This window comes from Paenibacillus cucumis (ex Kampfer et al. 2016) (assembly GCF_019748695.1).
Taxonomy (GTDB): Bacteria; Bacillota; Bacilli; order Paenibacillales; family Paenibacillaceae; genus Paenibacillus; species Paenibacillus polysaccharolyticus.
Map to the genome: position 1 here is coordinate 113,569 of NZ_JACLIC010000039.1, position 25,662 is coordinate 139,230.

General features: G+C 39.8%; 30 protein-coding genes. 3 read left to right on the forward strand and 27 right to left on the reverse strand.

What is annotated here, in order from left to right:
• Nucleotides 1–92: 92 nt before the first annotated feature.
• Entirely contained in the window at nt 93–218 is a 126-nt protein-coding gene (locus H7T88_RS28875; protein ID WP_260511069.1) for a hypothetical protein, read from the forward strand.
• 95 nt (nt 219–313) lie between these two features.
• Here the strand turns inward: H7T88_RS28875 and H7T88_RS22075 are convergent, their stop codons facing one another.
• The 3 genes from H7T88_RS22075 to H7T88_RS28880 form a co-directional block, all read right to left on the reverse strand.
• Complete coding sequence (locus H7T88_RS22075) at nt 314–1,513, reverse strand: MFS transporter (protein ID WP_221790420.1); 1,200 nt, start codon at nt 1,511–1,513, stop codon at nt 314–316.
• Between the two features lie 265 nt (nt 1,514–1,778).
• On the reverse strand, nt 1,779–2,816 hold the full coding sequence (locus tag H7T88_RS22080) for an ROK family protein (protein WP_221790327.1): 1,038 nt from the start codon (nt 2,814–2,816) through the stop codon (nt 1,779–1,781).
• A 223-nt stretch (nt 2,817–3,039) separates the two neighbouring features.
• Nucleotides 3,040–3,162, reverse strand: a complete 123-nt coding sequence (locus H7T88_RS28880) for a hypothetical protein (RefSeq protein ID WP_260511070.1) — start codon at nt 3,160–3,162, stop codon at nt 3,040–3,042.
• A 29-nt stretch (nt 3,163–3,191) separates the two neighbouring features.
• Here H7T88_RS28880 and H7T88_RS22085 point away from each other — a divergent pair, with 29 nt between their 5' ends.
• Nucleotides 3,192–3,413 carry an amidohydrolase family protein gene (locus H7T88_RS22085; RefSeq protein WP_221790328.1) on the forward strand — a complete coding sequence of 74 codons (222 nt, stop codon included), beginning with the start codon at nt 3,192–3,194 and terminating at the stop codon, nt 3,411–3,413.
• Nucleotides 3,414–4,361: 948 nt separating this feature from the next.
• Here the strand turns inward: H7T88_RS22085 and H7T88_RS22090 are convergent.
• The 20 genes from H7T88_RS22090 to H7T88_RS22185 form a co-directional block, all read right to left on the reverse strand.
• Nucleotides 4,362–5,519 carry a cysteine peptidase family C39 domain-containing protein gene (locus H7T88_RS22090; protein WP_221790329.1) on the reverse strand — a complete coding sequence of 386 codons (1,158 nt, stop codon included), beginning with the start codon at nt 5,517–5,519 and terminating at the stop codon, nt 4,362–4,364.
• The gene (locus tag H7T88_RS22095; RefSeq protein ID WP_221790330.1) at nt 5,497–6,507 is read right to left on the reverse strand and encodes a hypothetical protein; all 1,011 of its coding nucleotides are present in this window, start codon (nt 6,505–6,507) and stop codon (nt 5,497–5,499) included. The genes H7T88_RS22090 and H7T88_RS22095 overlap by 23 nt, the downstream gene beginning before the upstream one ends.
• Before the next feature lie 23 nt (nt 6,508–6,530).
• Nucleotides 6,531–6,929 carry a GNAT family N-acetyltransferase gene (locus H7T88_RS22100; RefSeq protein WP_221790332.1) on the reverse strand — a complete coding sequence of 133 codons (399 nt, stop codon included), beginning with the start codon at nt 6,927–6,929 and terminating at the stop codon, nt 6,531–6,533.
• 15 nt (nt 6,930–6,944) lie between these two features.
• Nucleotides 6,945–8,081 carry a glycine cleavage system aminomethyltransferase GcvT gene (gene gcvT, locus H7T88_RS22105; RefSeq protein WP_221790333.1) on the reverse strand — a complete coding sequence of 379 codons (1,137 nt, stop codon included), beginning with the start codon at nt 8,079–8,081 and terminating at the stop codon, nt 6,945–6,947.
• Nucleotides 8,063–9,046 carry a HipA family kinase gene (locus tag H7T88_RS22110; RefSeq protein WP_221790334.1) on the reverse strand — a complete coding sequence of 328 codons (984 nt, stop codon included), beginning with the start codon at nt 9,044–9,046 and terminating at the stop codon, nt 8,063–8,065. The genes gcvT and H7T88_RS22110 overlap by 19 nt, the downstream gene beginning before the upstream one ends.
• Nucleotides 9,043–9,297 carry an acyl carrier protein gene (locus H7T88_RS29205; RefSeq protein ID WP_221790335.1) on the reverse strand — a complete coding sequence of 85 codons (255 nt, stop codon included), beginning with the start codon at nt 9,295–9,297 and terminating at the stop codon, nt 9,043–9,045. The genes H7T88_RS22110 and H7T88_RS29205 overlap by 4 nt, the downstream gene beginning before the upstream one ends.
• The gene (locus tag H7T88_RS22120) at nt 9,284–10,300 is read right to left on the reverse strand and encodes an ABC transporter ATP-binding protein (protein ID WP_260511071.1); all 1,017 of its coding nucleotides are present in this window, start codon (nt 10,298–10,300) and stop codon (nt 9,284–9,286) included. Before H7T88_RS22120 ends, H7T88_RS29205 begins: the two co-directional genes overlap by 14 nt.
• 21 nt (nt 10,301–10,321) lie before the next feature.
• Nucleotides 10,322–11,107 carry an ABC transporter permease gene (locus H7T88_RS22125; RefSeq protein WP_312027649.1) on the reverse strand — a complete coding sequence of 262 codons (786 nt, stop codon included), beginning with the start codon at nt 11,105–11,107 and terminating at the stop codon, nt 10,322–10,324.
• 14 nt (nt 11,108–11,121) lie between these two features.
• On the reverse strand, nt 11,122–11,910 hold the full coding sequence (locus H7T88_RS22130) for an ABC transporter permease (RefSeq protein WP_221790338.1): 789 nt from the start codon (nt 11,908–11,910) through the stop codon (nt 11,122–11,124).
• Nucleotides 11,911–13,671, reverse strand: coding sequence for a hypothetical protein (locus H7T88_RS22135; RefSeq protein WP_221790339.1), 1,761 nt, complete (start codon nt 13,669–13,671; stop codon nt 11,911–11,913).
• Nucleotides 13,672–15,021 (reverse strand): alpha/beta fold hydrolase, encoded by a 1,350-nt coding sequence (locus H7T88_RS22140; RefSeq protein ID WP_221790340.1) that lies wholly within the window; start codon nt 15,019–15,021, stop codon nt 13,672–13,674. It abuts the gene before it with no gap.
• Nucleotides 15,011–15,442, reverse strand: coding sequence for a GNAT family N-acetyltransferase (locus tag H7T88_RS22145; RefSeq protein ID WP_221790341.1), 432 nt, complete (start codon nt 15,440–15,442; stop codon nt 15,011–15,013). Before H7T88_RS22145 ends, H7T88_RS22140 begins: the two co-directional genes overlap by 11 nt.
• Nucleotides 15,443–15,462: 20 nt before the next feature.
• Nucleotides 15,463–15,714: an acyl carrier protein gene (locus H7T88_RS22150; protein WP_221790342.1), complete on the reverse strand. Its 252-nt coding sequence runs from the start codon at nt 15,712–15,714 to the stop codon at nt 15,463–15,465.
• Nucleotides 15,701–16,483 carry an amidohydrolase family protein gene (locus H7T88_RS22155; protein WP_221790344.1) on the reverse strand — a complete coding sequence of 261 codons (783 nt, stop codon included), beginning with the start codon at nt 16,481–16,483 and terminating at the stop codon, nt 15,701–15,703. Before H7T88_RS22155 ends, H7T88_RS22150 begins: the two co-directional genes overlap by 14 nt.
• 146 nt (nt 16,484–16,629) lie before the next feature.
• Nucleotides 16,630–18,114: a class I adenylate-forming enzyme family protein gene (locus tag H7T88_RS22160; RefSeq protein WP_221790346.1), complete on the reverse strand. Its 1,485-nt coding sequence runs from the start codon at nt 18,112–18,114 to the stop codon at nt 16,630–16,632.
• 27 nt (nt 18,115–18,141) lie between these two features.
• Nucleotides 18,142–18,372, reverse strand: a complete 231-nt coding sequence (locus tag H7T88_RS22165) for a ferredoxin (RefSeq protein ID WP_221790348.1) — start codon at nt 18,370–18,372, stop codon at nt 18,142–18,144.
• A 224-nt stretch (nt 18,373–18,596) separates the two neighbouring features.
• Complete coding sequence (locus H7T88_RS22170; protein WP_221790350.1) at nt 18,597–19,190, reverse strand: YdeI/OmpD-associated family protein; 594 nt, start codon at nt 19,188–19,190, stop codon at nt 18,597–18,599.
• Between the two features lie 21 nt (nt 19,191–19,211).
• Nucleotides 19,212–19,640 carry a hypothetical protein gene (locus H7T88_RS22175; protein ID WP_154887691.1) on the reverse strand — a complete coding sequence of 143 codons (429 nt, stop codon included), beginning with the start codon at nt 19,638–19,640 and terminating at the stop codon, nt 19,212–19,214.
• Nucleotides 19,641–19,899: 259 nt separating this feature from the next.
• Nucleotides 19,900–20,442 carry a DinB family protein gene (locus tag H7T88_RS22180; protein WP_221790352.1) on the reverse strand — a complete coding sequence of 181 codons (543 nt, stop codon included), beginning with the start codon at nt 20,440–20,442 and terminating at the stop codon, nt 19,900–19,902.
• A gap of 66 nt (nt 20,443–20,508) precedes the next feature.
• Entirely contained in the window at nt 20,509–21,456 is a 948-nt protein-coding gene (locus H7T88_RS22185) for a helix-turn-helix transcriptional regulator (protein ID WP_221790354.1), read from the reverse strand.
• 73 nt (nt 21,457–21,529) lie between these two features.
• Here H7T88_RS22185 and H7T88_RS22190 point away from each other — a divergent pair, with 73 nt between their 5' ends.
• Nucleotides 21,530–21,880, forward strand: a complete 351-nt coding sequence (locus H7T88_RS22190) for a hypothetical protein (RefSeq protein ID WP_221790356.1) — start codon at nt 21,530–21,532, stop codon at nt 21,878–21,880.
• Nucleotides 21,881–21,944: 64 nt separating this feature from the next.
• Here the strand turns inward: H7T88_RS22190 and pstB are convergent, their stop codons facing one another.
• From pstB to H7T88_RS22210, 4 genes are all read right to left on the reverse strand, one after another.
• Nucleotides 21,945–22,703, reverse strand: a complete 759-nt coding sequence (gene pstB / locus H7T88_RS22195; RefSeq protein WP_090915327.1) for a phosphate ABC transporter ATP-binding protein PstB — start codon at nt 22,701–22,703, stop codon at nt 21,945–21,947.
• Between the two features lie 81 nt (nt 22,704–22,784).
• Nucleotides 22,785–23,693: a phosphate ABC transporter permease PstA gene (gene pstA / locus H7T88_RS22200; RefSeq protein ID WP_090915329.1), complete on the reverse strand. Its 909-nt coding sequence runs from the start codon at nt 23,691–23,693 to the stop codon at nt 22,785–22,787.
• Complete coding sequence (pstC, locus tag H7T88_RS22205) at nt 23,690–24,658, reverse strand: phosphate ABC transporter permease subunit PstC (protein WP_154887679.1); 969 nt, start codon at nt 24,656–24,658, stop codon at nt 23,690–23,692. The genes pstA and pstC overlap by 4 nt, the downstream gene beginning before the upstream one ends.
• A 122-nt stretch (nt 24,659–24,780) precedes the next feature.
• Nucleotides 24,781–25,644, reverse strand: a complete 864-nt coding sequence (locus tag H7T88_RS22210) for a phosphate ABC transporter substrate-binding protein (RefSeq protein WP_123062783.1) — start codon at nt 25,642–25,644, stop codon at nt 24,781–24,783.
• Nucleotides 25,645–25,662 lie beyond the last annotated feature (18 nt).

Consider the following 25,662-nt stretch of genomic DNA (forward strand, 5'->3'; position numbering starts at 1 on the left):
ATAAGAGAAATGAAAAGCCCACACAAAATGTGGAAAACGAAAATTGTGTTCTGCCTAGTTTGAGTGCGTGCCTTCTTTGATGGAGGTAACGTATGAAAAAGCGTAGCGAGAGAAGGCAACACAAGCAAGGCAGTCTGGCGCAGTATGTTATAGGAGTTCTTACTGGTGTAACTGTAGGTGTTATACTGATCCTTATCCAAAAACTGTTCCAGTTGTAGAAAAAAGAGAGGGGATTTCCCCTCTCTTCTTTTGTATTCACCAGACCATTAAGATTTAAAGAATGCGAGTATAAAAGTACCCTTTTCTTCTTTTGCTAAATCAGTTCTTGCTTTCTTTTCAAATACACATACAGCACCACGCCAGATACCGCACAAATGACCGCACATAAACCAATGAATCCATACCCAGCCTGAAGTCCGCGCAGCAGACCCAGCTGAGTTGTGGCACCGTACATGTTTTTCACACCTTCAATGACCCAGCCAATCACATAGTTCCCGATGACACTGCCAACCCCCATGAGTGTAACCGTGAATGTAATCGCCGTATCACTGCCGTTCGGATATCTGCGGGCGATAAAGGCCATTACTGTGGGATAGATCATCGCAATGCCTGCGCCCGAGATCGCGAAAAAGATAGCAAGACTCTCCCCACCAGCAAGCGCCACAAACGTACATACCGCCGAGAAAGCCGAGAACAAGATCAACGAAAGTACGAACCCGATGCGATCCGTCAACGGCCCTAGCAGCAAACGCCCCAGCGAGAACGTAAGGAAAAATGCCGACAATAGACCAGAGGCTTTGACCGTGTCCCACGTGTAGGCTTTCTCCAAGAAGTTAACAAGCCAACCTCCGACCGCCAGTTCCGATACCACGCCAAAAGAAAGAATAAGCACCATCAGCCACAGCGCCGGATCACGTGTTAGCGTCTTGAGCGAGGTTCGATCTTCGTGGGCAAGATCATCCCCCGGAAATTTACTGCGTAGTGCCGCAATGATCGGCAGCAGGCACAGCGACAGCATAACCAGATACATGCCGCGCCAGTCCAGCAGGTGCCCAAATACCGTCAGCGACATCACGCCTGTCGCCAGCAATGGCGCCACGGTTGAACTGAGTCCATAGAAGAAATGGGACAGGTTCATCATCGTGCCTGTATTTTTCACAAAAATCCGCGCCCCGAGAATCGCCAGCGCAATCTCCAGCATCCCGTTACCGATGTACATGAAGAAATACGATGACGCAAATAGTGGATACGTATGGGATACATAGATGAACACACCCGACAGAATCATCGAGGCAAATGAAATGATGCTGACCGCCTTGATGCCCCATTTGCGAACCAATATAGCTGTGAACGAGCAGGCGATCAAATATCCCAGTGCGTTCAGGGACAACAACGTGCCGAGCTGTTTCTCATCCAGATTGAAGTCGAACTGAATACGCGGAATGGCTGGGCCTTTAATATTTTCCGATATGCCAAATACGATAAATCCAAGAAAGATCGTAGCCAGCTGCATGGCGTACAGCTTGTTAAACTTTCGTTTGTTGCCTTGTGTACTTGCTTGCTGATTCAAAATAAGTTCCTCCATTGTGTCCAGAAAAATGGTTACACGCTCTACCTCCGATTGCAGTGCCATCTTCCGCCCGCTGTTATCCCTGTGTTTTTTTGAATTTCTTTCTAAAGGTGAAAATACAGTGATAAAGGCGTTCTCCAGATTGGCTCTGCCCTCTCCGCTCTCGTGTAAAAAATTTTGCTTAACTTCACTTCATAATAAGTCGTTCCTACCACTGCTTCTCAACTACCTGAATGCGGTAGGTCAGGCTTTCGAGTGTTACAGCTACCAGCCCAGTAACATACTCGCGCCGGGTGTCGCGGCGAATCATTAGCTCAGGCATATGCTCCTGTGGAATATGGTGATCCCGGCAGCCTTGGATCAGGCCATCCCGCATCGCTGGGTCCATCGTATCGCCCGTCACCACAATGGCCGCCGGGTTGATGATGGCAATAATGGAGACCAGCGTCTGTACGACGAGTTCCTGCAATCCGTCTGTCGTTTTCAACATGCGCAGCTGTTCTTCCCGTGACACGCCAAATGGCAAAAAGGACACCTCTCCCCCAAATTGCGTATTCCCGGTGATTGGCCGACCATCGATAATAAAACCTGCTCCCGGAAAATGATTTTCAGGGAACGTCACCACCGCAAAGTTCTTCTCTTGCTCAAATTGCTGTTCATTGTACAGTCCGTACACCGTCAGATTCATATCGTTGCCAATGACCACTTCGATGTCTTCGTATTGCTCTTTGAGTCTTAAACCGAGCGGCTGATTAGCCAACTCTGGTACGTCACAGATACCGATCACACCATTGTGCGCCACCCCTGGTATCCCGATTCCGATGGACTGCACATTGTGATGCTGCTCGATCAGCCCAGCAATGAGTTCCTCCACCACCGTGACATTAATCTCATCTAAAACAAGTGTCTGTTCGTCCGCCATCTCTCCGTTCAGGTTGGCATATGTATGTGTGATCGAGTGGATGCCGCCTTCCGTACGAATAATCAGACACAGCACATTTGCGTAGTCCGCATTAAACTGATATCGACTCGCCGGTCTGCCCCCGCTGGACTCATCCGGGCCGAGATCAATGATCTCCCCTGTCTGGAGTAATTCATTTAGTATCGTTCCGCAAGTCGCCACGCTGAGTTTGGTCAGGTTTGCAATGGAAGCCTTCGTGCCTACACCCATCGACCGGAGTGTATTTTTTACAATTTCAACGTTAATCCGTTTGACCTGTTGGGTGTTGTGGGAAGTGGGTAACATTATTTGTTGTGTGCCTCCTTTCGTTTGTATGTATATGGGTGATTGCATATTCGAGAAAGTATTGGATGGAAGTTTTTAAAAGTGTTTTAATAATTGAAGTTTAGGGGGATTGGTGTGGAAAGTCAATGCTTATTTGGAAGTGGTTTGGGGCGGGTGAAAAGATAAAAAGGACAGGGCAAGATCATCTTGGGAATGATCCTGTACTGTCCTTTCGTTCAATCGATTATGTAGACTGGCTCATTTGATGGGCCAAGATGCTCTTCTCCAGCCTGACATCAAATAACTTGCGGTTCAGATCCTGTTCCATCGAATGAAGATGATACGCCGCCTGTTTTACCGTATCCATGTTCAGCACCCCTTAAAAAGGTCATCGACATGGTCACCTATACGAATGCCAAAATTCTCGGGATTGATGATATAACGGGTACGTTGGATATCGGCAAACAGGCCGACTTGATTGTACTGGATCAAAATCCGCTAGAACAAATCGAAGCTTTATCCAACATGTCGATGGTTATGGTCAAAGGTAATATGATTCAGAATCCATCCGTTAATCGCATCAAAGAGGTAGATGATGTTCTTAATGCTGTGTGGTGAGATCAGCGTGATGAAATAGGCCCAAGGCAGGAGAATAATTTAGAAGTCAGTATGCTTTTTAGCCCCATTCTGAAAGGTCATCAACATATGCTTATATCTCTAGCTGTTCCTATTTAGGCATCCGAATGAGATACTACTGATAACAATCGAACACTTACTGAAGAGTATAAATATGGAGAAATATCCATTCATGGAGTACAATTAGTTACTGAGAAAGATCAAAAGGACAATACCGGAAAAACCTTAAAGCCAAGGTACCATCCTTAGTTGATACTGCGATAATTCAGAAGAAAAGAAATGCTTGGGACGGAGCGGCCAAAGCACATGGCTACACTAGCTAGCTACGAACCCTATTTAATAAAAAACAAAGGTGGCATAAGCTGCCTTTCGTTATTTGGAGGGAACATGATAAAATTTCTAATTAGTTGCTAATCTTCTTGTTATTAATCGGCTGTTCTCCAAATGATTCTTCTTCCATTCATTTAGAAAACTCTGCTCCAACAGAGAGCTATTTTTCTCAATCCAAAGAGGTTAATATTTATTTTCCTGATGCCATAGATTCTATAGATATACATAAAATAAAATTACTTTCTGATGGAGCTGTTGATCCCTGTCGGTGATTACTATTACGAAGGTCAGATTACTGACGACACGATTCCAGCGATAAGGAAGTATTTATTCGTAATAAACACTATAAACAAACCAATGGAACGCTAATATATACTATTGATTTCACTAATGTTGAAGGAGCAACCGTTGAATCTTCAGTGCTTGAGTCTATAAAGCTCTAATTGAACAAAAAACAATTTCAAAAACATCAGATAGCATAAGAGTTCCACATTGAGATCCCTAAAGACTATTTCATTCAACAGAAGATCACCAATTTAAATCTCGAATTAAAAGCAGACCAACGTTATGAATCTGCTAGGAAAACGATATTTAAGTCATTTATTCCTCAACACTAAGACACAACTTATCTGCATCAGAACTTGCCCAACCCGTTATTCTCTCATTATGACGTCTTACTAAATAAAACATAATTCTCCTTATCAGTTCAGCTTCAAATACCAAAGACCACTTATGAAAATCAACTAACAAATCTATTAAGTTTGAGTCCTGCGTTATGTTATATTTAATAGCTGTATTCCTGGCGAGAATATTTTTCGCTTTACTTTCTTCTAACATTAACCTCAATTCTTCGATGTTTCCGATGAATGAAGATTCACTCAGCGAATTCACAAACTCCATAAGAACCACCTTATGATTCAACATCGTGTGATATCGGCGAACATCTAACTTTGATTTACTAACACGTATATTTTCTAAATCCTCTATAAAAAACCGATGTATGTCTATCCCATAAACAAACATATCGCCGGTTGTTGGCCAATGCCAGTTATATTTGAAGCCATTATGAACATATTGTTCTTCTTCATCATAGGTGATGATACCGTACGAAGATGAATCCTTACCCTCAATATAGTCTCTTAATTTGTTATATATTTCCTCAATATTCATCTCTACCTTCTGATCTCGCTTGATCCCTACTTGTAAGACCCTCTTCAGATCTATGCTCTCTGAGCTTCTTCGTGCCAATTCCATTTCAGCAAACTTAACTTTGACACTAACGTATTTACCTGAAATGAAATTATCAGATACATAGAAAATTTGTTCGGATATATCATAACCATAAACAATCGTTTCATGATTCTTATTCCGTTTATGGTAAGCATCCGAAGCTTCAATGTAATAATGATCTAAATGAATGATAACGTAAAACCCCTTGTCGAGGCATCGTATTATTGACTGACCCACATTAATGAGGACATCATCTGTTATATCATACTCATCCAAGAAGGTGTGATTGCGATATTCCGCATAATACTTGTTATTATTAGAAGAGACTATATTACATCTATAATAATCAAAATAATCCCCGTCACAAAAATCAAGATAATCATTATCAATGCAATAAGCAAGCCTTAAAAATCTATGATATATCCACGGTTTAAGATCACTATGCTGTTCTACAATAGAGACAATATTAGCATGGTAGCTATATGTATCTATTATTGGTTTTTGTTTAAACGGTAAATAAATGTTCATCCTCCTCCTTTTGTTTTATTTCAAGATTATTAATGAGCTTGGTGATTAACTCGTTCTCTCGCTCCAAGGAGCTCACTAACTCCTCAATTAATTGTATTTTTATTTGATATTCCTGTGTAATCATATATTTTAAAGCCAAATTTCTTAGAACAAACGCTCTCTTTTCCATGAGTACAAACTCATTTTTAAAAAAAGAACCGTCTTCTGGTTTCAGATATTTCTCACTTTCTAAATATGTTATGCGATCCACCATAACTTTTTTGTGTTCCCAAAATAAATGAAATGCTCGTTTATCTACCTTAGTCTTCTCTTTCAAGTCAGAAATGAGTTGCATCCATGCATTCATTCCGAATATACTCTCTTCTTTAAAGGCCATGTCTTGAGTTGGGGTAGAGGACAAGTAATTTAATAGCTGCTCTTTCACATGACCAATTTTGAAAGTGAAATCTCCATCTCGTTTTTGTAGGAGTGTAATGCCTTTATAAAAATCATTATCGGACAGTATACTGTTATATCCAACCTCTATTTCATTAAAATCGCTCTCTGTAAGTACGTATTTTCCTTCCCTAAGATTATCAGCTACATAAAATATTTCCTTATTGGAGTCATATCCATAGATTAATATTTCATGCCAGATGTCCTTCTTTTTCTGATAGACTGTTGACTTAGAAATAAAATACCGATCAACATACAAATATACATAACAGTCTAAGTTGATTGAATCAATGATACATTCCTTAAGAGACTTCCATTTCATCTCCATCATCGATTGAGGTATTCTGTACCTGGCATAGAATGGACAATTATCAAAAATTAAATGATGGTTATCAAAAAAATATGATTTCCACTCAGGTACGTATCTTATTTGTATGAAATTGTTGTAAACCCAAGGCCAGATCTCCTCATCATGTGATGCAATAGAAAAAGTAGTTCCGTATAAGTTATATGTATTTAGATAAGGGGAAGGATTCATACGTAACATTTTCATAAGATCATCACCTCCAGAACGAATTAGAATTTTCTTGACATTCGAAATCCATTATTAACTAGTTCAAAACCAATTTGAGGATAGAAGGACAACGCTTGTTCTGAAGATAAAAGTACAATTGACACGCCATCCCCTAGTACCTTCTGTAGGTGTTGTACAAGATCCTTACCTATATTTTTCCTTTGAAAATCCTTAATAACGGCTAAATCCGAAAGGTAACAACAGTAACTATAATCCGTAATTGCCCGGGCTAACCCTACAATCCGATCACCTTCCCAACAACTTATGATGATATCTGCTTGATCAATCATCTTTTTCATGCGCTCCAAATCTTCATAGGGACGCTTTATACCTGATAATTTGAAAACTTCTGCCATTTGTTCTGGCTTTACCTCTTCATTCACCTTAAATTCTAAAACCATTGTCATAATCCCCTTTCAAATTTCATTCCTCATCTTAAATTTATAATCCGAAGTATAGAATGGATACTTTATAATGACACCCTCTAAATGTACCTGCCGATTAACAATCCATACGTTTGTACCTAAAGCAGTATAATCAACTGAAATAATAGCAAGCGCAATATACTTCTGAAGAATTTCAGAATACATTCCTGAAGTTACCCTGCCTACTTCTAGATCACCGACGAATATTGGATTGTTGTAGCGAGGAGTTTTTTCATCTAAGATTTGTATTCCTACTAGCTTTTTTTTCACTCCTTGAGAATATAAGTACTCCAACATCTCTTTACCAATAAAATCACTCTTGTTTAGCTTAACAGCGAAGCCTAGTCTCACCTCGTAAGGATTTAAACTAATGTCTATTTCCTTGCCGTACAGAGGTAGTCCCGATTCTATTCGCAGATGATCAAAGGCTAGCATACCGAACGGAAGCACACCAATGTCTTTTCCTCCAAGCATGATAGATTCCCATAGATCAACAGCTTCGTCTTTAGGAATATAAATCTCGAAACCATCCTCACCGGTAAAACCTGTCCGAGATATTAATCCTAATGCATTTCCGATCTTAACATCAGTCATAAAGTGTAAGAATGGAATAGCTCCAAGATCATCATCCATCAGAGTCTGTAAAATCGTTTGTGCTTCTGGCCCCTGAATGGTTACAATTGCTGTATTAAAGGTTCTATTTTCGATCTCAACATTTGGATAATGCTGTGCATTATTAATGAGCCATTGAAAATCTTTGTTGATATTCATCGCGTTTACCACCAACATATAATGCTCCTCGTCTATCATATAAAGAAGCAAGTCATCGATTATACCTCCTTGTTCGTTACACATTAAGGTAAATTGAACTTGATTGGCTTTTAATACCGACACATCATTTGTCAAAACGTACTGTAGAAAAACATAGGCGTCTTTTCCTGTTATATGGATATTACCCATATGGGAAATATCACATATTCCAGCCTTACTACGTACAGCTTGATACTCTAATGGTATTCCATCATATTGTGCAGGTAATAATCTTTCTCCCCATTTTAAGAGTTTGGCATTATATTTTGCGTAGACTGGAAAAAGAGGAGTTTCGGGACCTACATGGGTTGATTCCAAGGAAGATTCCCTCCTTTATAATTACGAAAAGCTCCATTGGCAACCATCGTGTTTAACAATTCACGAATCAAGTTTTTCTTATATAATAAGAACTCTACATACCTTTCCACCTGATCATCATATGAAACGAACCAATCAAGAGGGATGTTATTGATCCATTCATTTATCATTCTTTGATCAATCTGTTCTATTAAACTAATCGTTTGCATTATAGGAAGTGCGCCTTCATCGTCAAAATAAATATGTTGATCAATAGCTCTAAACAAAGTGCCTAGTCCACTCATAGGTAACCGGTATCCCGATGCACCAATGAGTTTTCTAAAGTACATATCTAGATATAGCTCTTTATTACTGATCTGATTCATCATATTTTTTTTAGAATCTACCCATACGTGACCCCAGAAAGTAAATCCATGATCAATAATGAAAAATTCCCTATTGTCTTCTTTTACCGAAACAATAAGATTCCCCACATTTCCAAACCGATCAAAGTTACAGACGAATAAATCCATAACAATCATTTTCCCGAAATCGTCTTTGTTTGAAATTCGAGAATAAAAATCAAACCAGCTTTGCTTTAATAACATCTTATGTTCATCCAAGGATAGATCCAATGAATCCATATAGTTTGTCTCGACATTATTAATTCGTGTAGAAGCAAAATATAACCCTTCTGAAAACCCATTTAATCTTAAGACTGAAAATTTCCCAATAGCCTCTCTATCTATCTCTACTATTGCATATGCCGGTATATTCAACTTTAAGTAAGCAGCAATTTCAGAAACGAGAGCCTCTTGCAAGAACATACAATCCAAATAAGTCTGTTTCTTAGTTTTAGGATCAATGATCCAAGGCTTTTTAAGAAAATAAACTTCACCGTCATTCCCAACGACGGTGATCGGTTTACTCAATCCCTTTGTCACCTGTTCTGTCAAAATTTCAGTTATATAGATAGGTTTCTTCATACATTATCTTGCGCTGACACATGTAGATTTTCTACAAATTCACATATACTTTTGACCGTTGGAAACATACCGATATCTAAGTAAGTCTCTTCGATTCTAATATTGTATTCGTGTTCAATCTCTACAAGAAGTCTAATAAAGCCGAGAGAGTCCATTCCAATATCGTTCTCCAATTCATGGTCAGGCATGACTGAATTATGATTGGTTATTGTCGAAATTTTTTCGATTATTCTATTGCTAATTGATTCCATAGCCTATATCAATCCCTTCATTATTAGATTGTGAACTGTGTTTCCCATCATAAATCTGTTTGATAATATTTTCGATTTGAGGCTCCTCGACCGTAAAATCCTCAACCTCATAGGTTTTAATTAAACTTGAAATGATTTGAGTCGGATTTGTTACATTCCTGTTAAATTGAATCCAAACCTTACTGCCTTCTATTTTAGAGATGGATGCGTTCTCAACATATACCGGTTTTTCTGTTTTAATATCAACAATAAGTGTTCGATATTTACCAAATTGACTTTTCATGTTACCTAGGTCGCCATTATAGATAATCTTACCTTTATCAATGATTATCGTCCTATGGCACAATGCTTCTATATCACCTACATCATGTGTAGTTAGGATAACAGTGACCTTGTTCTCTTTGTTAATGGTCTGAATAAACTCTCTGATCCGTTCTTTAGCGATAACATCGAGGCCTATGGTAGGTTCATCAAGAAACAAAATTTGAGGATCATGGAGTAGAGAGGCAGCAAAATCCGCTCTCATTTTCTGCCCCAAACTTAAATTTCTAACTGGCGTGTTCAAAAAGGAACCGACATCAAGAACGTCATGAAACAAATCAAGTTTTTGTTTAAAGCGCTTTTCGGGCACTTTATACATATGCCTGAGCAAGTTAAAAGAATCAATAACAGGAAGTTCCCACCATAACTGAGAACGTTGTCCAAATACTACCCCAATCTGTTTGGAATGCTCTTTTCTATTCTTATGAGGTACAATGCCATTGACTAGGATTTCTCCTGCGGATGGCACCAGTATTCCTGTAAGCATTTTAATCGTAGTCGACTTTCCTGCACCATTTGGTCCCAAGTAACCCACGATTTCTCCTTCTCCTACATTGAAAGAAATATTATCAACCACTCTTTTTGTTTCATAGCTCTTCCTTGAAAGTATTTTCCATATGGGTTCTTTCTGTTTTCGCTGAACTTGATAATGTTTAGACAAATGGTTTACCTCTATCTTCATCAAGTATCCTCCTCATATAATTTAACTTCCGGTGCTATTGTACTTTTTCACACCGATTTGAGTGAGAAGAATTGCACCGATCATCATTAAAGTTCCAACTATTGGCGTCAATAAATAACCCATACTTAACTCATCTTGTTTCCCCAATACAAATACAGCTGGATAATAATTAATGAGAGCCCAGGGTAGTACAAAGGTTAATACATTTCGTATAAATGGACCAAAAATAGTTAAGGGATAGTTTATGAATGTTTTTAGATTGTAGAACAAGATGACAGATAAAGAATAAGATTTTTTAACCCAGAAACTTAATGTTCCAAATATCATAAGGGCCGCTCCTTGGATCAAAACGCCGCCTATTAAACAGAACACAAAAACGATAATTTTATAAGCTGTCCAGTGGATATCTAAAGCCAACATCGAATTGATTAGAAAAACGCTAGATACTAACAACTGACCTATTCCCATCCATGCAAAACCATCAAAAATCAAGCTAATGATAGGATTAATAGGTCTAACTAAAATGCGATCAAACCGCCCCTCTAAAAGATAATTTTCCAGTCCAGATACATAATGATATAAAACAGTTATCGCAATAGCATACGTAAACAAATTCAAGGCTGTAAGAAAAACAAGTTCATTGTAATTCCAACCATCGATCACACTGAATTTGTGTGTAAGAATCCAAATGGACATATACGTTAGAAAATAAGTATAGAGATTCGCAAATAATCCAAAAAAGAAATTGGTTTTGTACTGATACTCCGCTTTTATGGTCGACTTCATAAACATGAAATAAAGCTGCATTAAATGAATTGCACTCAACCTCCCTGGATGACCAGCTTCTTAACGCCTAAAGACCATAAGTACCATGCTACTAAGGTTAAAACTATAATCCAGGTACATTCTAATGTAATGTTTCGTATAATCTCGTACTCACTGATCTTGTTAATTAATAAGCTTTGCGGAAATTGATAAAGTAGTTGAAAAGGTAATATTTCTGAAATAGTCTTTAACATTTCTGGAAAATACCACAACGGGATGATAGCACCACTAAATACGAGAATGGTATCTTTCAATATTCTTACAAACCAGTTTGCACTAATGAATATAAAATAGAGTAGCCCGATAATATAATGAAAGAGCCAAAACATAAGAAAATTCATTGGAATCACGATAGCTAATAACAAAACATTCATCGTCGTAAGGTGAACCACAGGATTGTAAAAGTAAGCTACAAAGCATATTAATGAGATACCTCTAATGATCATTTCAATCAGAGTGCTGCCAATAGTATTCGCAAACATATAAGCACTAAAAGAATAAGGCTTGATTAACGCTAAGGATATCGATCCATCTCTAACCTTACTGCCTACCTCATGAGCAACATTACTGTTGTATATAATACCTAACAGCACTCCTACTGTTTGATAAGTAATCATCTCCTCAAACGTCACTACGTTATTATTACTTGTAGAGAGAAGCATCTTCCATAGTAAAATTTGAACTAATAGTGTGAAGATGCTAGTTAATATTGAGATAGAAGTATGAAATTTATGAACAACCGCATTTTTGATTGTTATTTTAATTACTTCTAAATAGGTACGCATTTAATTAATTTGCTCCTTATAGCGTTCTTGGTACCATTGCTTGTTGAAAGCCTGTATACGTATTGAGGTCTTTTTGTTAATGAGGTAATCTAATAACGCCTGATTTAAAGCTCTGATGTGACCTGTGAAACCAATCGCAGCGGCTAGCGTCTCTTCTCTAAAAGGTTCTCCTGATTGTCTCATGAATCGAAGATCACACAGACCATAGAAAACCCTGTCTTTACAAACTATTTCCTTAGGTGAACGAATTGAATATAATACGTTTGCTAATACGTGGCCGGCATGATGCAAGTTAGACCACTCCGCTGTATCAGGCATTCTTGGAGGCAGGTAATAATCTCGTTTAAGAGGTATACTATCGTGAGGAAAATGTCCGGGCATATAATGCCAACTGTTGTAATCCATTCTTTGCGCTATCGCATTAACAATCGTAAAAAGTAGATTTTTAGGATGCCCTTTGAACATGTCTTTCATCTTCTTGGAAGGTACTACACAGCAATAAAACTCTGTCACTGGCCATTCACTCACCTCAACGGCGGAAATCCTCTCCTCTGTAATATCTTTAATTTTACTAATATCACGAATACCTCTGGACATGCCTATGTCTGCATTCACATATTCTGTTGCCAAAGCAACTATTTCATTCAGTAACTCCTCGTAATCGAATAGTTCTGTACTCTCAATTTCGATATCTTGTAACCATGCATAGAATAAATCGTAGGAATTGTTGAATTGATTAAAATATTCTTTGTTATCCGTACGACTTATTAATAAAGTTTTTATCAATTGAAATGTTTTAAGTTCATCATTATTTAGCTCTGCTTTACTGTAGAGAAATTCCCTTTTATTAAAATTTAAACCGTTGATTTCACGATAGGTTTGAAAATTATTTTGCATGGATTGCTTCAATTGTTTTAGCCTTAATGCCTTATTAAAAAGACCGTCTAATTCGACTCCTTCACCCTGTAACTTATCCATACCAAACGATTGATAGTATCCTAAGCGCTCATCAAAATAACGACCTAGATTGGTAAGGTTCAATTGCAAACCATTAAATTCTTCACTTCGAAATCCAGCTTCATGGAGAAGATTCATCGCATACAGAAAAACTTTTTCACTCTCACCAAGCTTTGTTTCATCCACCGATCCATCGGAAGAAAACAGATGCTCACTTCCTGAGTTACGATCCCCCAGTAAATTGTTATATTTTCCGAATAAAGAAAATGTTTGTTGATCAACATAGATTGTGATCGGGTCAATATGTGTAATCATTTTCTTGACATTAGAAAACAACATATGTTGCTCAGCTTGTGATAGCAATTCCCAGTAATTATTCATTTCTTCACGAAGTCTAGTTTCCTCAATGCAAGAAGACTGATACACTTCATTAATTATATGCTCTTCAGCAGTAGTCAATTTAAACACTCCAAATATATCGTCAGTCTCTTCTTTCTCTACATATTTCCCTAAAATAATACGTCCATATGTTTTCATTCCGACAGCATAGTAATCTTCGGTTAGTTCCGTAATGCTGTCTTTAGGTTCAATTACAATGTGTTCAGCTTCCTGATAAATGGATTGTTGAAAGATGCTCAGACTTAACCAACCTAAATCATGAGGAAATCTTTTGTTAAAGGTTATAATCCCATCTATAACTTTTCTTAGATTTGTTACGTTTTGAGAATCTTGTTTTATCTCCATTATTAGCTCAGTAAATTTTTTAACTACTGGCACCTTTGGTTGAACATTTGTAATAGACACTTAGCATATCCCCTCCCTATAATCCTGAATATTTACAAAATTACTCTTTACCTCATGCAAACGGTCTAAGATGAAATTGTGTATTATTCTATAAATGAGTTCGCTCTGCTCTATTAAAATAAAATGGTTTCCTCTTTTCACTTTAATAAATACGGCTTGTGATGAGATGCTAGCCAAAAGTTCAGATGATTTTGATGAAGCCATTTGGTCAAAGTCTCCACTAATAAACAACATAGGGATCTTTGCTCCTTGAATGAGTTCTCGAACATCCTTCGACCAGAATTCAGAGAGTTGTCTAAAGTATGGAATAATTTCTTCTTTCTTCTGAAAAGGGCCACCAATAAGCGGCTTTATCTCTGTTCTTGCTGAAGTGAAAACCTCAGTAAATTGGCTATCGTGTATATCATCACAATCACCAGCATCTATTTTTCTTTCAATCATTGTTTTTTTGTTCAGGGAGGATAATATGGATCTTTGAAAGATAGCTTCACTTCCGGGCTGCTTGTCTAGTAATTTGCTTATTTCTTGGAGATTCTTCTCATAATTTGTATCAAAATCCTCTAATTGAGATACTCCTTTGAAGGACCCTGAGATAAACATAAGAGCTTTAACTCTGTGCTCATGCTTGGCATAATATTGTAGAGCAACCTTTGGAGCAGTACACCATCCTAAAAAATAACATTGCTCAATTTCCTCAGCAGACAGAATCATGTCAATATCATCAATATGATTTTCAAACGAAGTATATTGAGAACATCCGCCTTCTTTCCAGTAAGTGCCTCTCGGTTCCCAAATGATTACCTTGTAATCTTTAATAAGTTCGAATAATAGGAAACACCAATAATGAATACTTTGTCCGAAAGCATTCATGATTAGAATCACTTCGTTTCCATTCCCTCCAAAATAGTAATTAACATCAGTCCCATTTAAAGTTTTTAATTTTCTGGTCGTAAAAGTATGAAGAATCTCTTCTGCATTTTTCATATCGAGAGTTTCTTTTTCTAAAATCATAGCAAAGTGCTTCTCTATGACCTCTTCTAACTCTTGATCATTACATTTTATTGATACCATTGAATTTTGTTCTAATATTTCTTTGAAATACAAATCAACTTCATTTAAAATCACTTCTTCAGAGACAAGTTCTAACGTAATGCCAAAGTGTCTCTTAACTCCCACAGATAACGGTTGTATCAGGTAATCTGAAACAAAAAATTCACCTGTCCATTTCACACTAAAATAGTTGAAATAATGCTCAACTTTGCTTTCTATATCATGCTTGAATTGTTGTATTCTATTTAGAAAGAGTAACAATGAATCCGTATATGCATTTAACATCATGTTAGCTTTCATTGAACAACTTCGAGAAGTGGTAACATGTGATATCCATACGTTCACGTAAGTAAAAACGATGGGCTTCATGACGCTGAACACCAGAGTCAAGATGAATTTGGGAGCAATCATTCTCCTTGGCAAAATTTTCAAGCCAGTGTAGTAATGTTTTTCCAAATCCATGAGAGCGCCCATCAGTTACTGTAATAAGATCATCTACATACATAAATTTCTTCCAAGCCAAAGATTCATTGATCCGAAAACCAGCGACTGATTTCACTTCTGAATGATAGAGAACCGCTGCAAGCTGATACCCTCCCTGCTGCATTCGTTTGATTTGCTTATAATACTCACTTTCGATTAGATGAGGCCTAAGTAATTTTATAACGTCAAAAGTAGATTGAATTTCTTCAGTAGTTTGCATCAGTTTTACTTCTTGCATGTAGATCTATCCCTTCGTGTTTATTTTTGAATTAATTCAAAGATGTCGCCTACCGTTACAATATCTGCGATATTTTCGACATTGAAAATGTTGCGGTTTAATCTTTCTTCTGCTTCCAGTATGAAACGTATAAATTGAAGCGAGTCAATTCCTAAATCGTTTTCGATTGTCATATCTCTCGTAATGGAATTTGCAGGCCGTGAGGGTTCTGCAAGTGAAGAAACGAGCTCCTTAATGACAGTAATTTCTTGGGAATGATTATTTTGCTCCATGCTGGGCCTCCGAAAATAAAATTTGGTGTAAATTGTTAAACATGATATTTTCTAAATCTTGTTTGGATAAAATATGCTGTCGCTCTAAATCTTTAACCGCCTCAACCCATTTTTTCTGTCTGCCGAAAAAACGATGAATAGGCCAGTCTGTACCAAACAATACTCTCTTGGATAATCCTTTAGATATATTCCACTTCATAATTTTGCTGAATTGACCATGATTAAGTTCACCTTGGAATCCAGATATATCGAGATAAATATTAGGCCTATATTGAGCGAGTAGAGCCGCCTCCTGATACTGTGTCACTCCCGCATGTCCCATAATAAAGTTCACCTTTGGAAAACGATGGGCAGCACTGTCTAATTCGATAGGCTGAGAGAACCTAAAAGGGAGTGCTGCTGAAGTTGGTCCTATATGAACTAACACAGGTAAACCCATAGAAGAACAAATCTCATAATATGGGTCTAATAATGAATCACTTGGAGAATACCCACATGGTGGATATAACTTCAATCCTTTGAATCCCCATTTCGTTACCGCTTTTTCGAATAAATCAATTCCCTCTTTCCCTCTCCGAGGATCTACACCTGAAAACCCTATGAATTTGTCAGTTTTACTCATGATTTCAACATGACATTTATGAATCTCTTCAATATCATCTTGATACTTTTTATAAGTAATACCAAAATCAATAACAAGTAGTATTGATTTTGTTATCCCTGCTTCATCCATTTCCATGCTTAATCTTTCACATTCTGAATCATCCATAAGTCCATCAAACAACAAGTCCAGCTTCCTAGATTGTGAATCAGATAATGAATACGGCAGTGTTCTTTTGATCGTGTCAGACCATCCTCTAAAAAACTCAACAGGAAAATACTTAAATGATGCAATATGACTGTGACAATCTAATATCATAATATAGCTTTACTCCTTATCTCATCTTGTAGTTGTGCTATCCTTACTTTGTTTGTAGCTGTCCGAGGAATTTCTTCTACAAAGAATATTAGATCTGGACATTTCAATTTCCCCAAATGTTCAACTATATATTTTTTTAGATCATGTTCATCCAATGTATCCTCGTTTTCTCTTACAATAAAACATGCTATCTTATCTATTAAGGTATCCTCCACTCTAATGGAAGCGTTATCTTTTATTCCGGATACTGTAGATATAAATTTATCTACATCTTCCAGGTATATTTTTTCTCCTCCTTTAATCACCATATTTTTTTTCCTTCCGGTTATATAAAAGTAATTTTCATCATCGTAATAGCCAAGATCTCCTGTTTTAAACCAGCCTGGATAGTTGACTGAATAGCACTCACGATCATCTTTGAAGTATCCCTCTGTTATTACACTAGGTCCTTGAACGATTATTTCTCCGATTTCATTAGCCGGTAATTCATGATCATGTTCTGAGATTACTTTTATCGCAATATTCGCTGCTTTTCCAGCCGATCCATAGCGTATATCATGCATCGGTGTAATAAGACAGAAACATGTCGTTTCGGTCAGTCCATAAGCTGGAATAATTTCAAATTGAAAAGCCTCAAAAAACCTTTCGGATGTGCTCTTCGATAGTGGAGCAGCACCAGCAATACAAAACTTCATAGACGTTTGTTTCAGATTACATTTTAATTTGATGAGAAGTTCAAAAATAAGAGGTACAGCACTGAAGGAATTAACGTCATAGGTTTTTATTGCTTTAGTAATGTTTGAGACAGCGGAAGCGTCGAAAATATCCATAATAACGGACGAACCACCCGCAAAGAGCATAGTTGAAACATCACTTATAAAACCAAATGTATGAAACAGAGGTAACAAACATAAGGTTGTATGTTCCTTGTTATAGTTGAAAGATTCTATTGCTGTCATTGTGTTATGGTAAATATTAGAGAGATTTAGAAAAACCCCCTTAGGTTTCCCCGTAGTTCCCGAGGTGTAAATTAAGAGGCCACCATGTTCATCTCCGTTTGAATTTAAAATTCGATTTAAATAGTTGGAAGAGCTGTATTCCTCATTCTCATATTCTTTTATATATATCGAAGCAAGAGATCTATGTTCACTTCCGTCATTAACAATCAAACGCGGATTAGCATGCTCAGTAAGATAAGAAATTTCTGTTTGCGAAAGCTTAGGGTTCAAAGGCATGACTACAGCCCCATAGAGCATAACTCCGTATGTCCATACAATGTGGTCTACACTATTGTTTGCAATTAGGGCCACTACTTCACCTTCAGCAATCTCATACGCCTCCAACACACCCATTACCTTGCATACTTTTTGACCAAATGACTCATACGTCACTTCTAATGCTTGAGTATAATCAACAAATAAGGTTTTGTTACGAAATGTAAGAATAGAATCAAGTACTTTTTTATTGATAGACAGCACCATAAATCTCCCTCCTCGGTTGTTAGGTGACTATCCATCATCACCAATAGCACTAACCGGGCATAGTTCTAAAGCTTCGATGCAGAGTGAATACTCTTCTTCATTGGATGGCTGCTTATAAACAATAGAATGTTCGTTACTGTTTTTCATACTAAAACATTCTGGAGCCACCGTAACACAAGTCACACAAGCAATACATGTACTATCAACATAAAAATCACCTGATTCGTTACCAGGTAATCTACTAGTACTATCAGCCACAGTTATTCTCTCCTTATCATTTTTACATTCATCTAACAAATCCAAATAAGGTTAACGCGTTCAAGAGACAACACTTTAACGCCTTAAAGTACCCACATCATACCATATATTTACAAGAAAAAATACCCCTTTGATTCTAAATTAAGTAAAAAATTCTATATAAAAGCGAATAGACCCAAAATGAAATCTATGGGTCATCCCTGGACAGTGTTAGCTTTGAAGCATCAGTCGTTCAACCCTTTTCCCTCCATTATAGGCTGCATACATTTTTCAATGCGGGATGTCTTGGTTTTGGATTGTTTTGGCTGTGAAAAGTGATACAGATAGGCCCGCTGGCGTCCAGGAGTTAGCGCTTTAAATGCTTCCTGGAATGCAGGATTGGCATCAAATTGGTGCTGGAGTTCGTCCGGAACCGCATATTCCTCTGTTTTCTTTTTCTCTACTTGCAATCCGGCTTGCTCAACTTCAATTGCCTCCTGAATATACGATTTCAGCATGTCTTCCTGCTCTACAATCTGCTGCAAATTAGTAAAACGAATCTGACGACCCGCTTGCACATTTTCTGTTTGCTGAACCAAGAGGCCATGGGTGTCCTTGAGCAGAGCTCCTTTAATAAAGAGGATCGCACAGTACTCCTTAAAGCCATGAATCAGCACCACATTCTTCCCGTTCAACGTGTAGCATGGATGCATCCATTTGTAATCTTCGGTCAGGTCGAACTCCTGAATAATCTCCCTTAACTTCACGGATTCTTCTTTCCACGTTTTGATTTTGCTTAAATATTCATCTACTTTGGGATTGGTATTTGGGACTACCACAGGTATCTTCCTCTCGTCTGCTTAATCACGACTAATTAGTCCTCGTACACTTAAATCAACAAGCACATACCATAAAAATGTAACAAGAAGCTCACTTTCCTCTGAAGCATACTCATGGCAATGATCAATAATTACAATCCACTTAGCCCCAGCAGTCCGTAAATCAAACTCATTATCATAAGATAACATGTTTATTAATGAACCCACGGTGAATAGGGGAAATACATCTTTCTCTGCTACTCTTCTTCCTCCATTATAAATAACAGTCCAACTGTCATAATGTTCCTCGATCTCTTCTACAACATACATCTCATCATTGTAAGGAGTAATAATAAAAAAAGGGTCTCCTACCCTTATACTATATCTAACAGACCGTAACACACTTCTTACCTCATGAGACTCATAGTCAAAAACATCATCAACCGTTAATATATCCCGATCATACTGCATAAACTGACAACTCCTTTGAAGTATTACTACTTCATTCGACAACGCTTAACTATCCCCTTCTTAAGATGTCACATCCTGCCATTGAGCTCTTTATTGTGATTTGGATTCAATCCAGCTTGATCTATAGCGCACAAAAAGAGCTCATAAAACAATTTATGAGCCACTTCTTTTCATACTGTTTAGAAAAATTGCAAATGTATAAAGCCTTCTCCGTTAAAGTGTACATAGATGGTTAGACTTATATAATTGACTATTCGATTTACATTACCAGATTCATTTTCAAGCGGTCCAGCTGTAAAAAATGATGTTTGTAGTGCATTTCGATCAAGTGGAACCACTCTTGTGCGTTTAACGCTCCAAGACGGGGGTGAGGCACTTTAGAGCCTGTGGCCGATTCTTCTAGCGCAAGAACAGAAGCTGTACTTCGCATCCGATCCACAACCTGCTGAAGCCCCTGGGCCAGTTGTTCCTTACTTTCGGGTTGCAATGGTGTATATTGCAAAGAAGCAGGTACTTTAACCCGAACAGGAGGGAATTGTTCTGCCTCGAATACCTGACTGCCCAGTTCTGTTTTTTCAGCATCAAAATCTACTGTGTTCTCATTCTTGGCCAAACAATGGTCAATGTTACGCAATTGCATGAACAGCGCCGATTGAATCAAATGCATGTACATCTGCCCGATCGACCATTCCTCTTCATCCTCTTTTCGTAGTAACTCATCCATATTCAAAAGATTTAATTCTGCTACATACCTCTCTACTGTAGTCTCGAAAGATTGTAATATTTCATTTGTGCTCTTCATCCTACAAACAACTCCTCTTCATCTTGATTAATTCCAGTATAAAAAAACACTACTGACAAGGGTATGTCAGTAGTGCTTCAAGATATTTTTCGCCATCTCCCGCATACGTACACGCAGGGACTCCGGCTCCATCACTTTGATATCTCCGCCCAAACCAAGTAGATGATGCATAATTTCCTCAGGATAGCGGACACGAAAGTGGAAATGAATACCGTCCTCGTGCTCCTCCACACGGTCAATATAAAAATGAAGGGTCTCCATCATTTTGTCAGCAACTTCTGATTTTGCTTGAACAAGCACATGTTCGCTACGATCATCCGGCGGCTGATACCGATTCAGATCAAAATCTGGCGGCAGACGAAATTTCTCTTCCAGAACAGAAAGCTCCGACATGCGGGACAAACGAAAATGACGAATATCTTGCCGCAGATCACACCTTCCGATCAACACCCAATTTTCCCGCACCAAGGTAAGCCCATATGGCGACACGACACGCTGATTCGAGCGTTTCCCGTCCGAGCCCGGCATTTTTTTCAGATACATCAAGCTGATTTTGCGTTGCTCCAGAATGGCATTACGTATATCGTTAAGGTAACTTCTCACCATCCCGGTTGTATCAGGTCCCATCGGATGAAGCACACGCATCGTTTCCTGTACACGTGTGGACTGTTTGCGAACAGCTTCTGGTAAAATCGCTTCAATCTTACGCTGTGCAGACTTAGCCTGAATACCATACGCGGTATCCCATCTCTGTTCGATAAACTTCGCTCCCATGAGCAGCGACACGGCTTCCTCCGCAGTAAAACTAACAGGGGGAAGAAAGTATCCATCCATCAGAGAGTACCCATGACCCGGTGCACCTGCAATGGGCACTCCAGCCTCGCTTAATGCTTGAATGTCACGATATATTGTACGAACACTTGTCTCAAACTGAGCGGCCAGATCCTCCGCCCTGATCAGTTTTGTTCGTTGTAGTTCCAGGGTAATGGCGAGCTGTCGTTCTGTTTTATTCATGTTTCATTCCGTCCTCTACCGTTTCATCATCCTTAATTATTTATTCTATCATAAACATCCTGGAGGTCTGCAAATGAAGAAAAAACGCTGGATTACGAGTGCAATTCTTATGCTTTTCATCAGCGTACTACTTCTAAGTGAACTCGTAATGTTATCTTCCCAGAAGGTGGGCTTGATCAATACATCCTACCGATTCATCTCAGGCGCACCTCATATTAGCACGCAGGGGCAGACTCTGTCTTATCAAGGAAAGATGCACGGGGAAGACTTTCTGGACAACCTAGAACCATATTCAACAAGTGATGACGGAACAACTTTATACAAAGCGTTCGGCACCCCCGTCCCACCTCCATGGATTTATGTTAAATATGAGAATAATACCGTTTTTCGTTACAAGTACCCTCGTCTCCCCTGGAAAATGTAAACGACAAAAGAGCCTTTCAGACCACATCTGAAAGGCTCTCGTCTACTGCTTAAGCAGCACCATCTCAACCAAATCGGCCGCTGATATAATCCTGTGTGCGCACATCGACAGGTTCGGAGAACATGCTCTTCGTAGGCGAATACTCTACAACTTCGCCGTTCAGGAAAAACACGGTCTGCTGGGAGACACGCGCGGCTTGCTGCATGTTGTGGGTGACCATCACGATGGTGTAACGTTCCTTCAGCTCATGTGTCAATTCCTCAATCTTGAAGGTGGAGACCGGATCAAGAGAGGCTGTCGCTTCATCCATGAGTAGAATATCCGGTTCCACGGCCAGAGCACGAGCGATGCACAGACGTTGCTGTTGTCCACCTGACAAACTAAGCGCTGAGCGCTTCAGGTTGTCTTTGACTTCGTCCCAGAGAGCGGCGGAACGCAGACTGCGTTCGACGATCTCATCGAGCTTTTTTTTGCCATGAATCCCGTGCTGTCTTGGTCCGAATGCAATGTTGTCATAGATGGATTTCGGAAAAGGATTCGGTGACTGGAAGACCATACCGATCTTCTTGCGCAGTGTCTCCACATGCACGTCACCACTGTAAATATCCGTTCCACCAACAGCCACCGTTCCCTCAATTCGTGTGCCAGGTATCCGGTCATTCATACGATTCAGGGTGCGTAGCAAGGTAGATTTGCCACAGCCGGATGGACCGATAAATGCCGTAATGGCGCGCTCTGGAATTTCAATGGATACTTCTTTCAGCGCCTGAAAGGTACCGTAAAATAAGTTCAGCTTATTCGTTTCAATAATCGATTGCACCATGTGCCCTCCTGGCGATGAATTGGAATATACTATTTTTATAACAGACATAACAGGTTTGCCCGCATAGACTTTGGCTCTACGTTACATTTGATTTTTACGAGAATTAAACCACAGCGGCACACGGAATAAAATATTGATAAGCAGCACGACAAAAATCAGTACGGCTGTGGATTTCTGGGCAATCTGCTCCGCATCCGGCACAATGGCTTCGGACTGGATATACCACAGATGCACCGCCAGCGTTCCGCCTGGTGATAACAGATTGAAATCCCACATCTCGCCGGACGTGGATACACCCGCGGTCAGAATAATAACGGCACTTTCGCCAAAAGCACGGCCTGCGGTCAGACAGATACCTGTCATGATTCCGTTCAGCGCAACAGGAAGAACCACTTGCCGAATCGTCTGCAGATGCGTTGCACCCAGTGCAAACGAACCGTTACGAAGTTCGGTCGGGACAGCACGAACCGCTTCCTCTGTCACCCGGGTCAACACAGGCAAGTTCAGGAAGGCAAGGCTGACCGCAGCTCCAAGAATTGTCAGACCGATCTCGAAATACTCGACAAATAGTGCAATCCCAAACAAACCAAATATAATCGATGGCACGGACGACAGCCCTTCCACGCATATACGCACAACCTCGATCAGCTTGTTGTTTGGTGCAAATTCAGCAAGATAAATACCTGCTGCAAGCCCGATCGGAATCGAGATGAGAAGAGACAGAATCAGCACATAGAAAGAGTTGAACAGCGCAGGGCCAATGCCTCCGCCTTCTTCAATCTCACTCGGTACACCGTACAGGAAATCCCAGCTGAGCATCGGCAACCCTTTTTGCAACAACAGAAACAACAATCCCACAATAAATAAAATAACGATGATACCTACGCCCCACACTGTCCCCGTAAACAGCCGATCCATCCATGCCGAGGACGATCGCCGTTTGCCGAAGGAATACGCAGTAGCCGGATTAACCTCTCTTTTCACACTCACAGGTGGCGTCCCCCTCTCTTCTGCAGCATTCTCACGGCAACGATCATCAGGATGGAAATCGCCAGCAAAATAAAGCCCATCATATACAAGCCATGATTCCAGATCGAATCGAATTCTACACTGGAGATTTGCATCACAATGTTACTGGTCAGCACGGCAGTTGGCGTAAACAGACTGGTCGGCAGCTGCGCCGTGTTACCAATAACCATAACCACTGCCATCGTCTCACCAATGGCACGTGTCATACCCAGAATGACCGCATACATAATACCGCCTCTTGCCGCCGGAAGCACGACCCGGGTAATCGTTTGAAACCGATTCGTACCGAGTGCATACGCCGCATCCCGGTATTTGTTCGGCACGGCGGAGATCGCATCATCACTAATCCGGCTAATCGTCGGCAGTACCATGATGGTCAGTACAATAGATGCTGCTAGCAGACCATCTGCCAGATCACGTCCGCTCAAGTCCCGAAGCCATGGAATTAGAACCGTCAAACCAAGATAACCGTACACGACGGACGGGATACCCACCAGCAGATCCAGCACCGGACGCAGCAGGCGACGAAGCCATTTTGGTGTCATTTCCGCCAGAAATACAGCAATGATGACGGAGAGAGGAATCGCCATCAGCATCGTCAGCCCAGTGAGAGCAAACGTGCCCAGAATAAATGTCAGTGCACCGTAGTGCTCATTTTCCGGGTCCCAGTTCGTGGAGAAAAAGAATTCTTTCAGCGAGACGTCTGCAAAAGTAAGGACACCTGTGCGAAGCATAAGCACCAGAATACAGAACAGAACGAGGCAGACAAAGGCTGCACTGCTAATGCAGAGGATGCGAAACATGCGGTTAGACCACCGGAGCCGGGCTTTACGGTCAAAACGTCGTCTCTTCTCGGGCGCTTTGCCAAGGCTTGAACCCAGCTCATTCGGAGCCGGGCTGTTCGCCGGTGGATTCATTTCCATCATAGAGGACTCTTCCTTTCACATAGAGAAGCCAGCTTGGCGACCACGCGCGGAAGCTGGCTATCCCTTTCTTATGAAATGCAGGTGCAGGATGTTGAAGTCTGATTCAGATCAGACTGAACGTTTTACTTAACGGCTGCGAGCGGAATGAATTTCAGCTTTTTCAGGGAACCGTTTTGGAATTTGTTGCTTTGGATGTACTCGATGAATGCCTTCGTTGCACCCGTTGGTTGACCTTTCGTCATGTAGTATCCGATACCCCATACTTTGTATGTTTTGTTCAGCACGTTTTTCTCTGTTGGTGCTACGCCATTGATGGATACAGCTTTCATTTTGCTTGTTACGTACGGCAGGTCGATATAACCAATTGCGTTAGGTGTCGTTTCGATCGTCGTTTTCATGTCACCGCTCGAACCTACTTCTTTGTAGTTGTCCCCTTTGCTCATGAAGTCTTTACCATCGAGTGCTTTTTGTTGGAAGTTAACACGTGTACCTGATCCGAACTTACGGTTAACCACAACGATTTTACCGTCTGAACCGCCAACTTCTTTCCAGTTGGTTACTTTGCCGGAGAAGATGTCTTGCAATTGTTTTGTAGTCAGATTCGTTACACCCACGTTTGTATTTACTACCGCAGTAAACACAGTTACAGCTACCGGATGAGCGACCTGTCCGTCGAATTTTTTGAAGCCAGGAACATCTTTGGATGCATCCCAGTCTACCGCACCGATATCTGCAATGCCTTTGCGAACAGATTGTGGGCCAGTTACGGAACCCGCAGCAGATGCGGAGATTTTAACTTTTGGATTGTCTTTCTTGAATTCACTTGCAGCTTGAAGCGTCAATGGAAGGAGTGCAGAAGAACCATTGATGACAATTTTGCCTTTCTCCGTGCTTTTGGCAGCCGATGCTGTCATTGCACCACCAAGTCCACCAACCAGGGATACTGCCATCAACATGGCCGTGAAAGGTTTGATCCATTTTTTCATTGTAAAAAGCTCCTCTCG

Coding starts and splice junctions, on each gene's coding strand:
- H7T88_RS28875 (WP_260511069.1), top strand. CDS start 93: ATGAAAAAGCGTAGCGAGAGAAGGCAACACAAGCAAGGCAGTCTGGCG.
- H7T88_RS22075 (WP_221790420.1), bottom strand. CDS start 1,513: ATGCAGCTGGCTACGATCTTTCTTGGATTTATCGTATTTGGCATATCG.
- H7T88_RS22080 (WP_221790327.1), bottom strand. CDS start 2,816: ATGTTACCCACTTCCCACAACACCCAACAGGTCAAACGGATTAACGTT.
- H7T88_RS28880 (WP_260511070.1), bottom strand. CDS start 3,162: ATGGATACGGTAAAACAGGCGGCGTATCATCTTCATTCGATGGAACAG.
- H7T88_RS22085 (WP_221790328.1), top strand. CDS start 3,192: ATGGTCACCTATACGAATGCCAAAATTCTCGGGATTGATGATATAACG.
- H7T88_RS22090 (WP_221790329.1), bottom strand. CDS start 5,519: ATGAACATTTATTTACCGTTTAAACAAAAACCAATAATAGATACATAT.
- H7T88_RS22095 (WP_221790330.1), bottom strand. CDS start 6,507: ATGAAAATGTTACGTATGAATCCTTCCCCTTATCTAAATACATATAAC.
- H7T88_RS22100 (WP_221790332.1), bottom strand. CDS start 6,929: ATGGTTTTAGAATTTAAGGTGAATGAAGAGGTAAAGCCAGAACAAATG.
- H7T88_RS22110 (WP_221790334.1), bottom strand. CDS start 9,046: ATGAAGAAACCTATCTATATAACTGAAATTTTGACAGAACAGGTGACA.
- H7T88_RS29205 (WP_221790335.1), bottom strand. CDS start 9,297: ATGGAATCAATTAGCAATAGAATAATCGAAAAAATTTCGACAATAACC.
- H7T88_RS22120 (WP_260511071.1), bottom strand. CDS start 10,300: ATGAAGATAGAGGTAAACCATTTGTCTAAACATTATCAAGTTCAGCGA.
- H7T88_RS22125 (WP_312027649.1), bottom strand. CDS start 11,107: ATGCAGCTTTATTTCATGTTTATGAAGTCGACCATAAAAGCGGAGTAT.
- H7T88_RS22130 (WP_221790338.1), bottom strand. CDS start 11,910: ATGCGTACCTATTTAGAAGTAATTAAAATAACAATCAAAAATGCGGTT.
- H7T88_RS22140 (WP_221790340.1), bottom strand. CDS start 15,021: ATGAAAGCTAACATGATGTTAAATGCATATACGGATTCATTGTTACTC.
- H7T88_RS22145 (WP_221790341.1), bottom strand. CDS start 15,442: ATGCAAGAAGTAAAACTGATGCAAACTACTGAAGAAATTCAATCTACT.
- H7T88_RS22150 (WP_221790342.1), bottom strand. CDS start 15,714: ATGGAGCAAAATAATCATTCCCAAGAAATTACTGTCATTAAGGAGCTC.
- H7T88_RS22155 (WP_221790344.1), bottom strand. CDS start 16,483: ATGGATGATTCAGAATGTGAAAGATTAAGCATGGAAATGGATGAAGCA.
- H7T88_RS22160 (WP_221790346.1), bottom strand. CDS start 18,114: ATGGTGCTGTCTATCAATAAAAAAGTACTTGATTCTATTCTTACATTT.
- H7T88_RS22175 (WP_154887691.1), bottom strand. CDS start 19,640: ATGCAGTATGATCGGGATATATTAACGGTTGATGATGTTTTTGACTAT.
- H7T88_RS22180 (WP_221790352.1), bottom strand. CDS start 20,442: ATGAAGAGCACAAATGAAATATTACAATCTTTCGAGACTACAGTAGAG.
- H7T88_RS22185 (WP_221790354.1), bottom strand. CDS start 21,456: ATGAATAAAACAGAACGACAGCTCGCCATTACCCTGGAACTACAACGA.
- H7T88_RS22190 (WP_221790356.1), top strand. CDS start 21,530: ATGAAGAAAAAACGCTGGATTACGAGTGCAATTCTTATGCTTTTCATC.
- pstB (WP_090915327.1), bottom strand. CDS start 22,703: ATGGTGCAATCGATTATTGAAACGAATAAGCTGAACTTATTTTACGGT.
- pstC (WP_154887679.1), bottom strand. CDS start 24,658: ATGATGGAAATGAATCCACCGGCGAACAGCCCGGCTCCGAATGAGCTG.
- H7T88_RS22210 (WP_123062783.1), bottom strand. CDS start 25,644: ATGAAAAAATGGATCAAACCTTTCACGGCCATGTTGATGGCAGTATCC.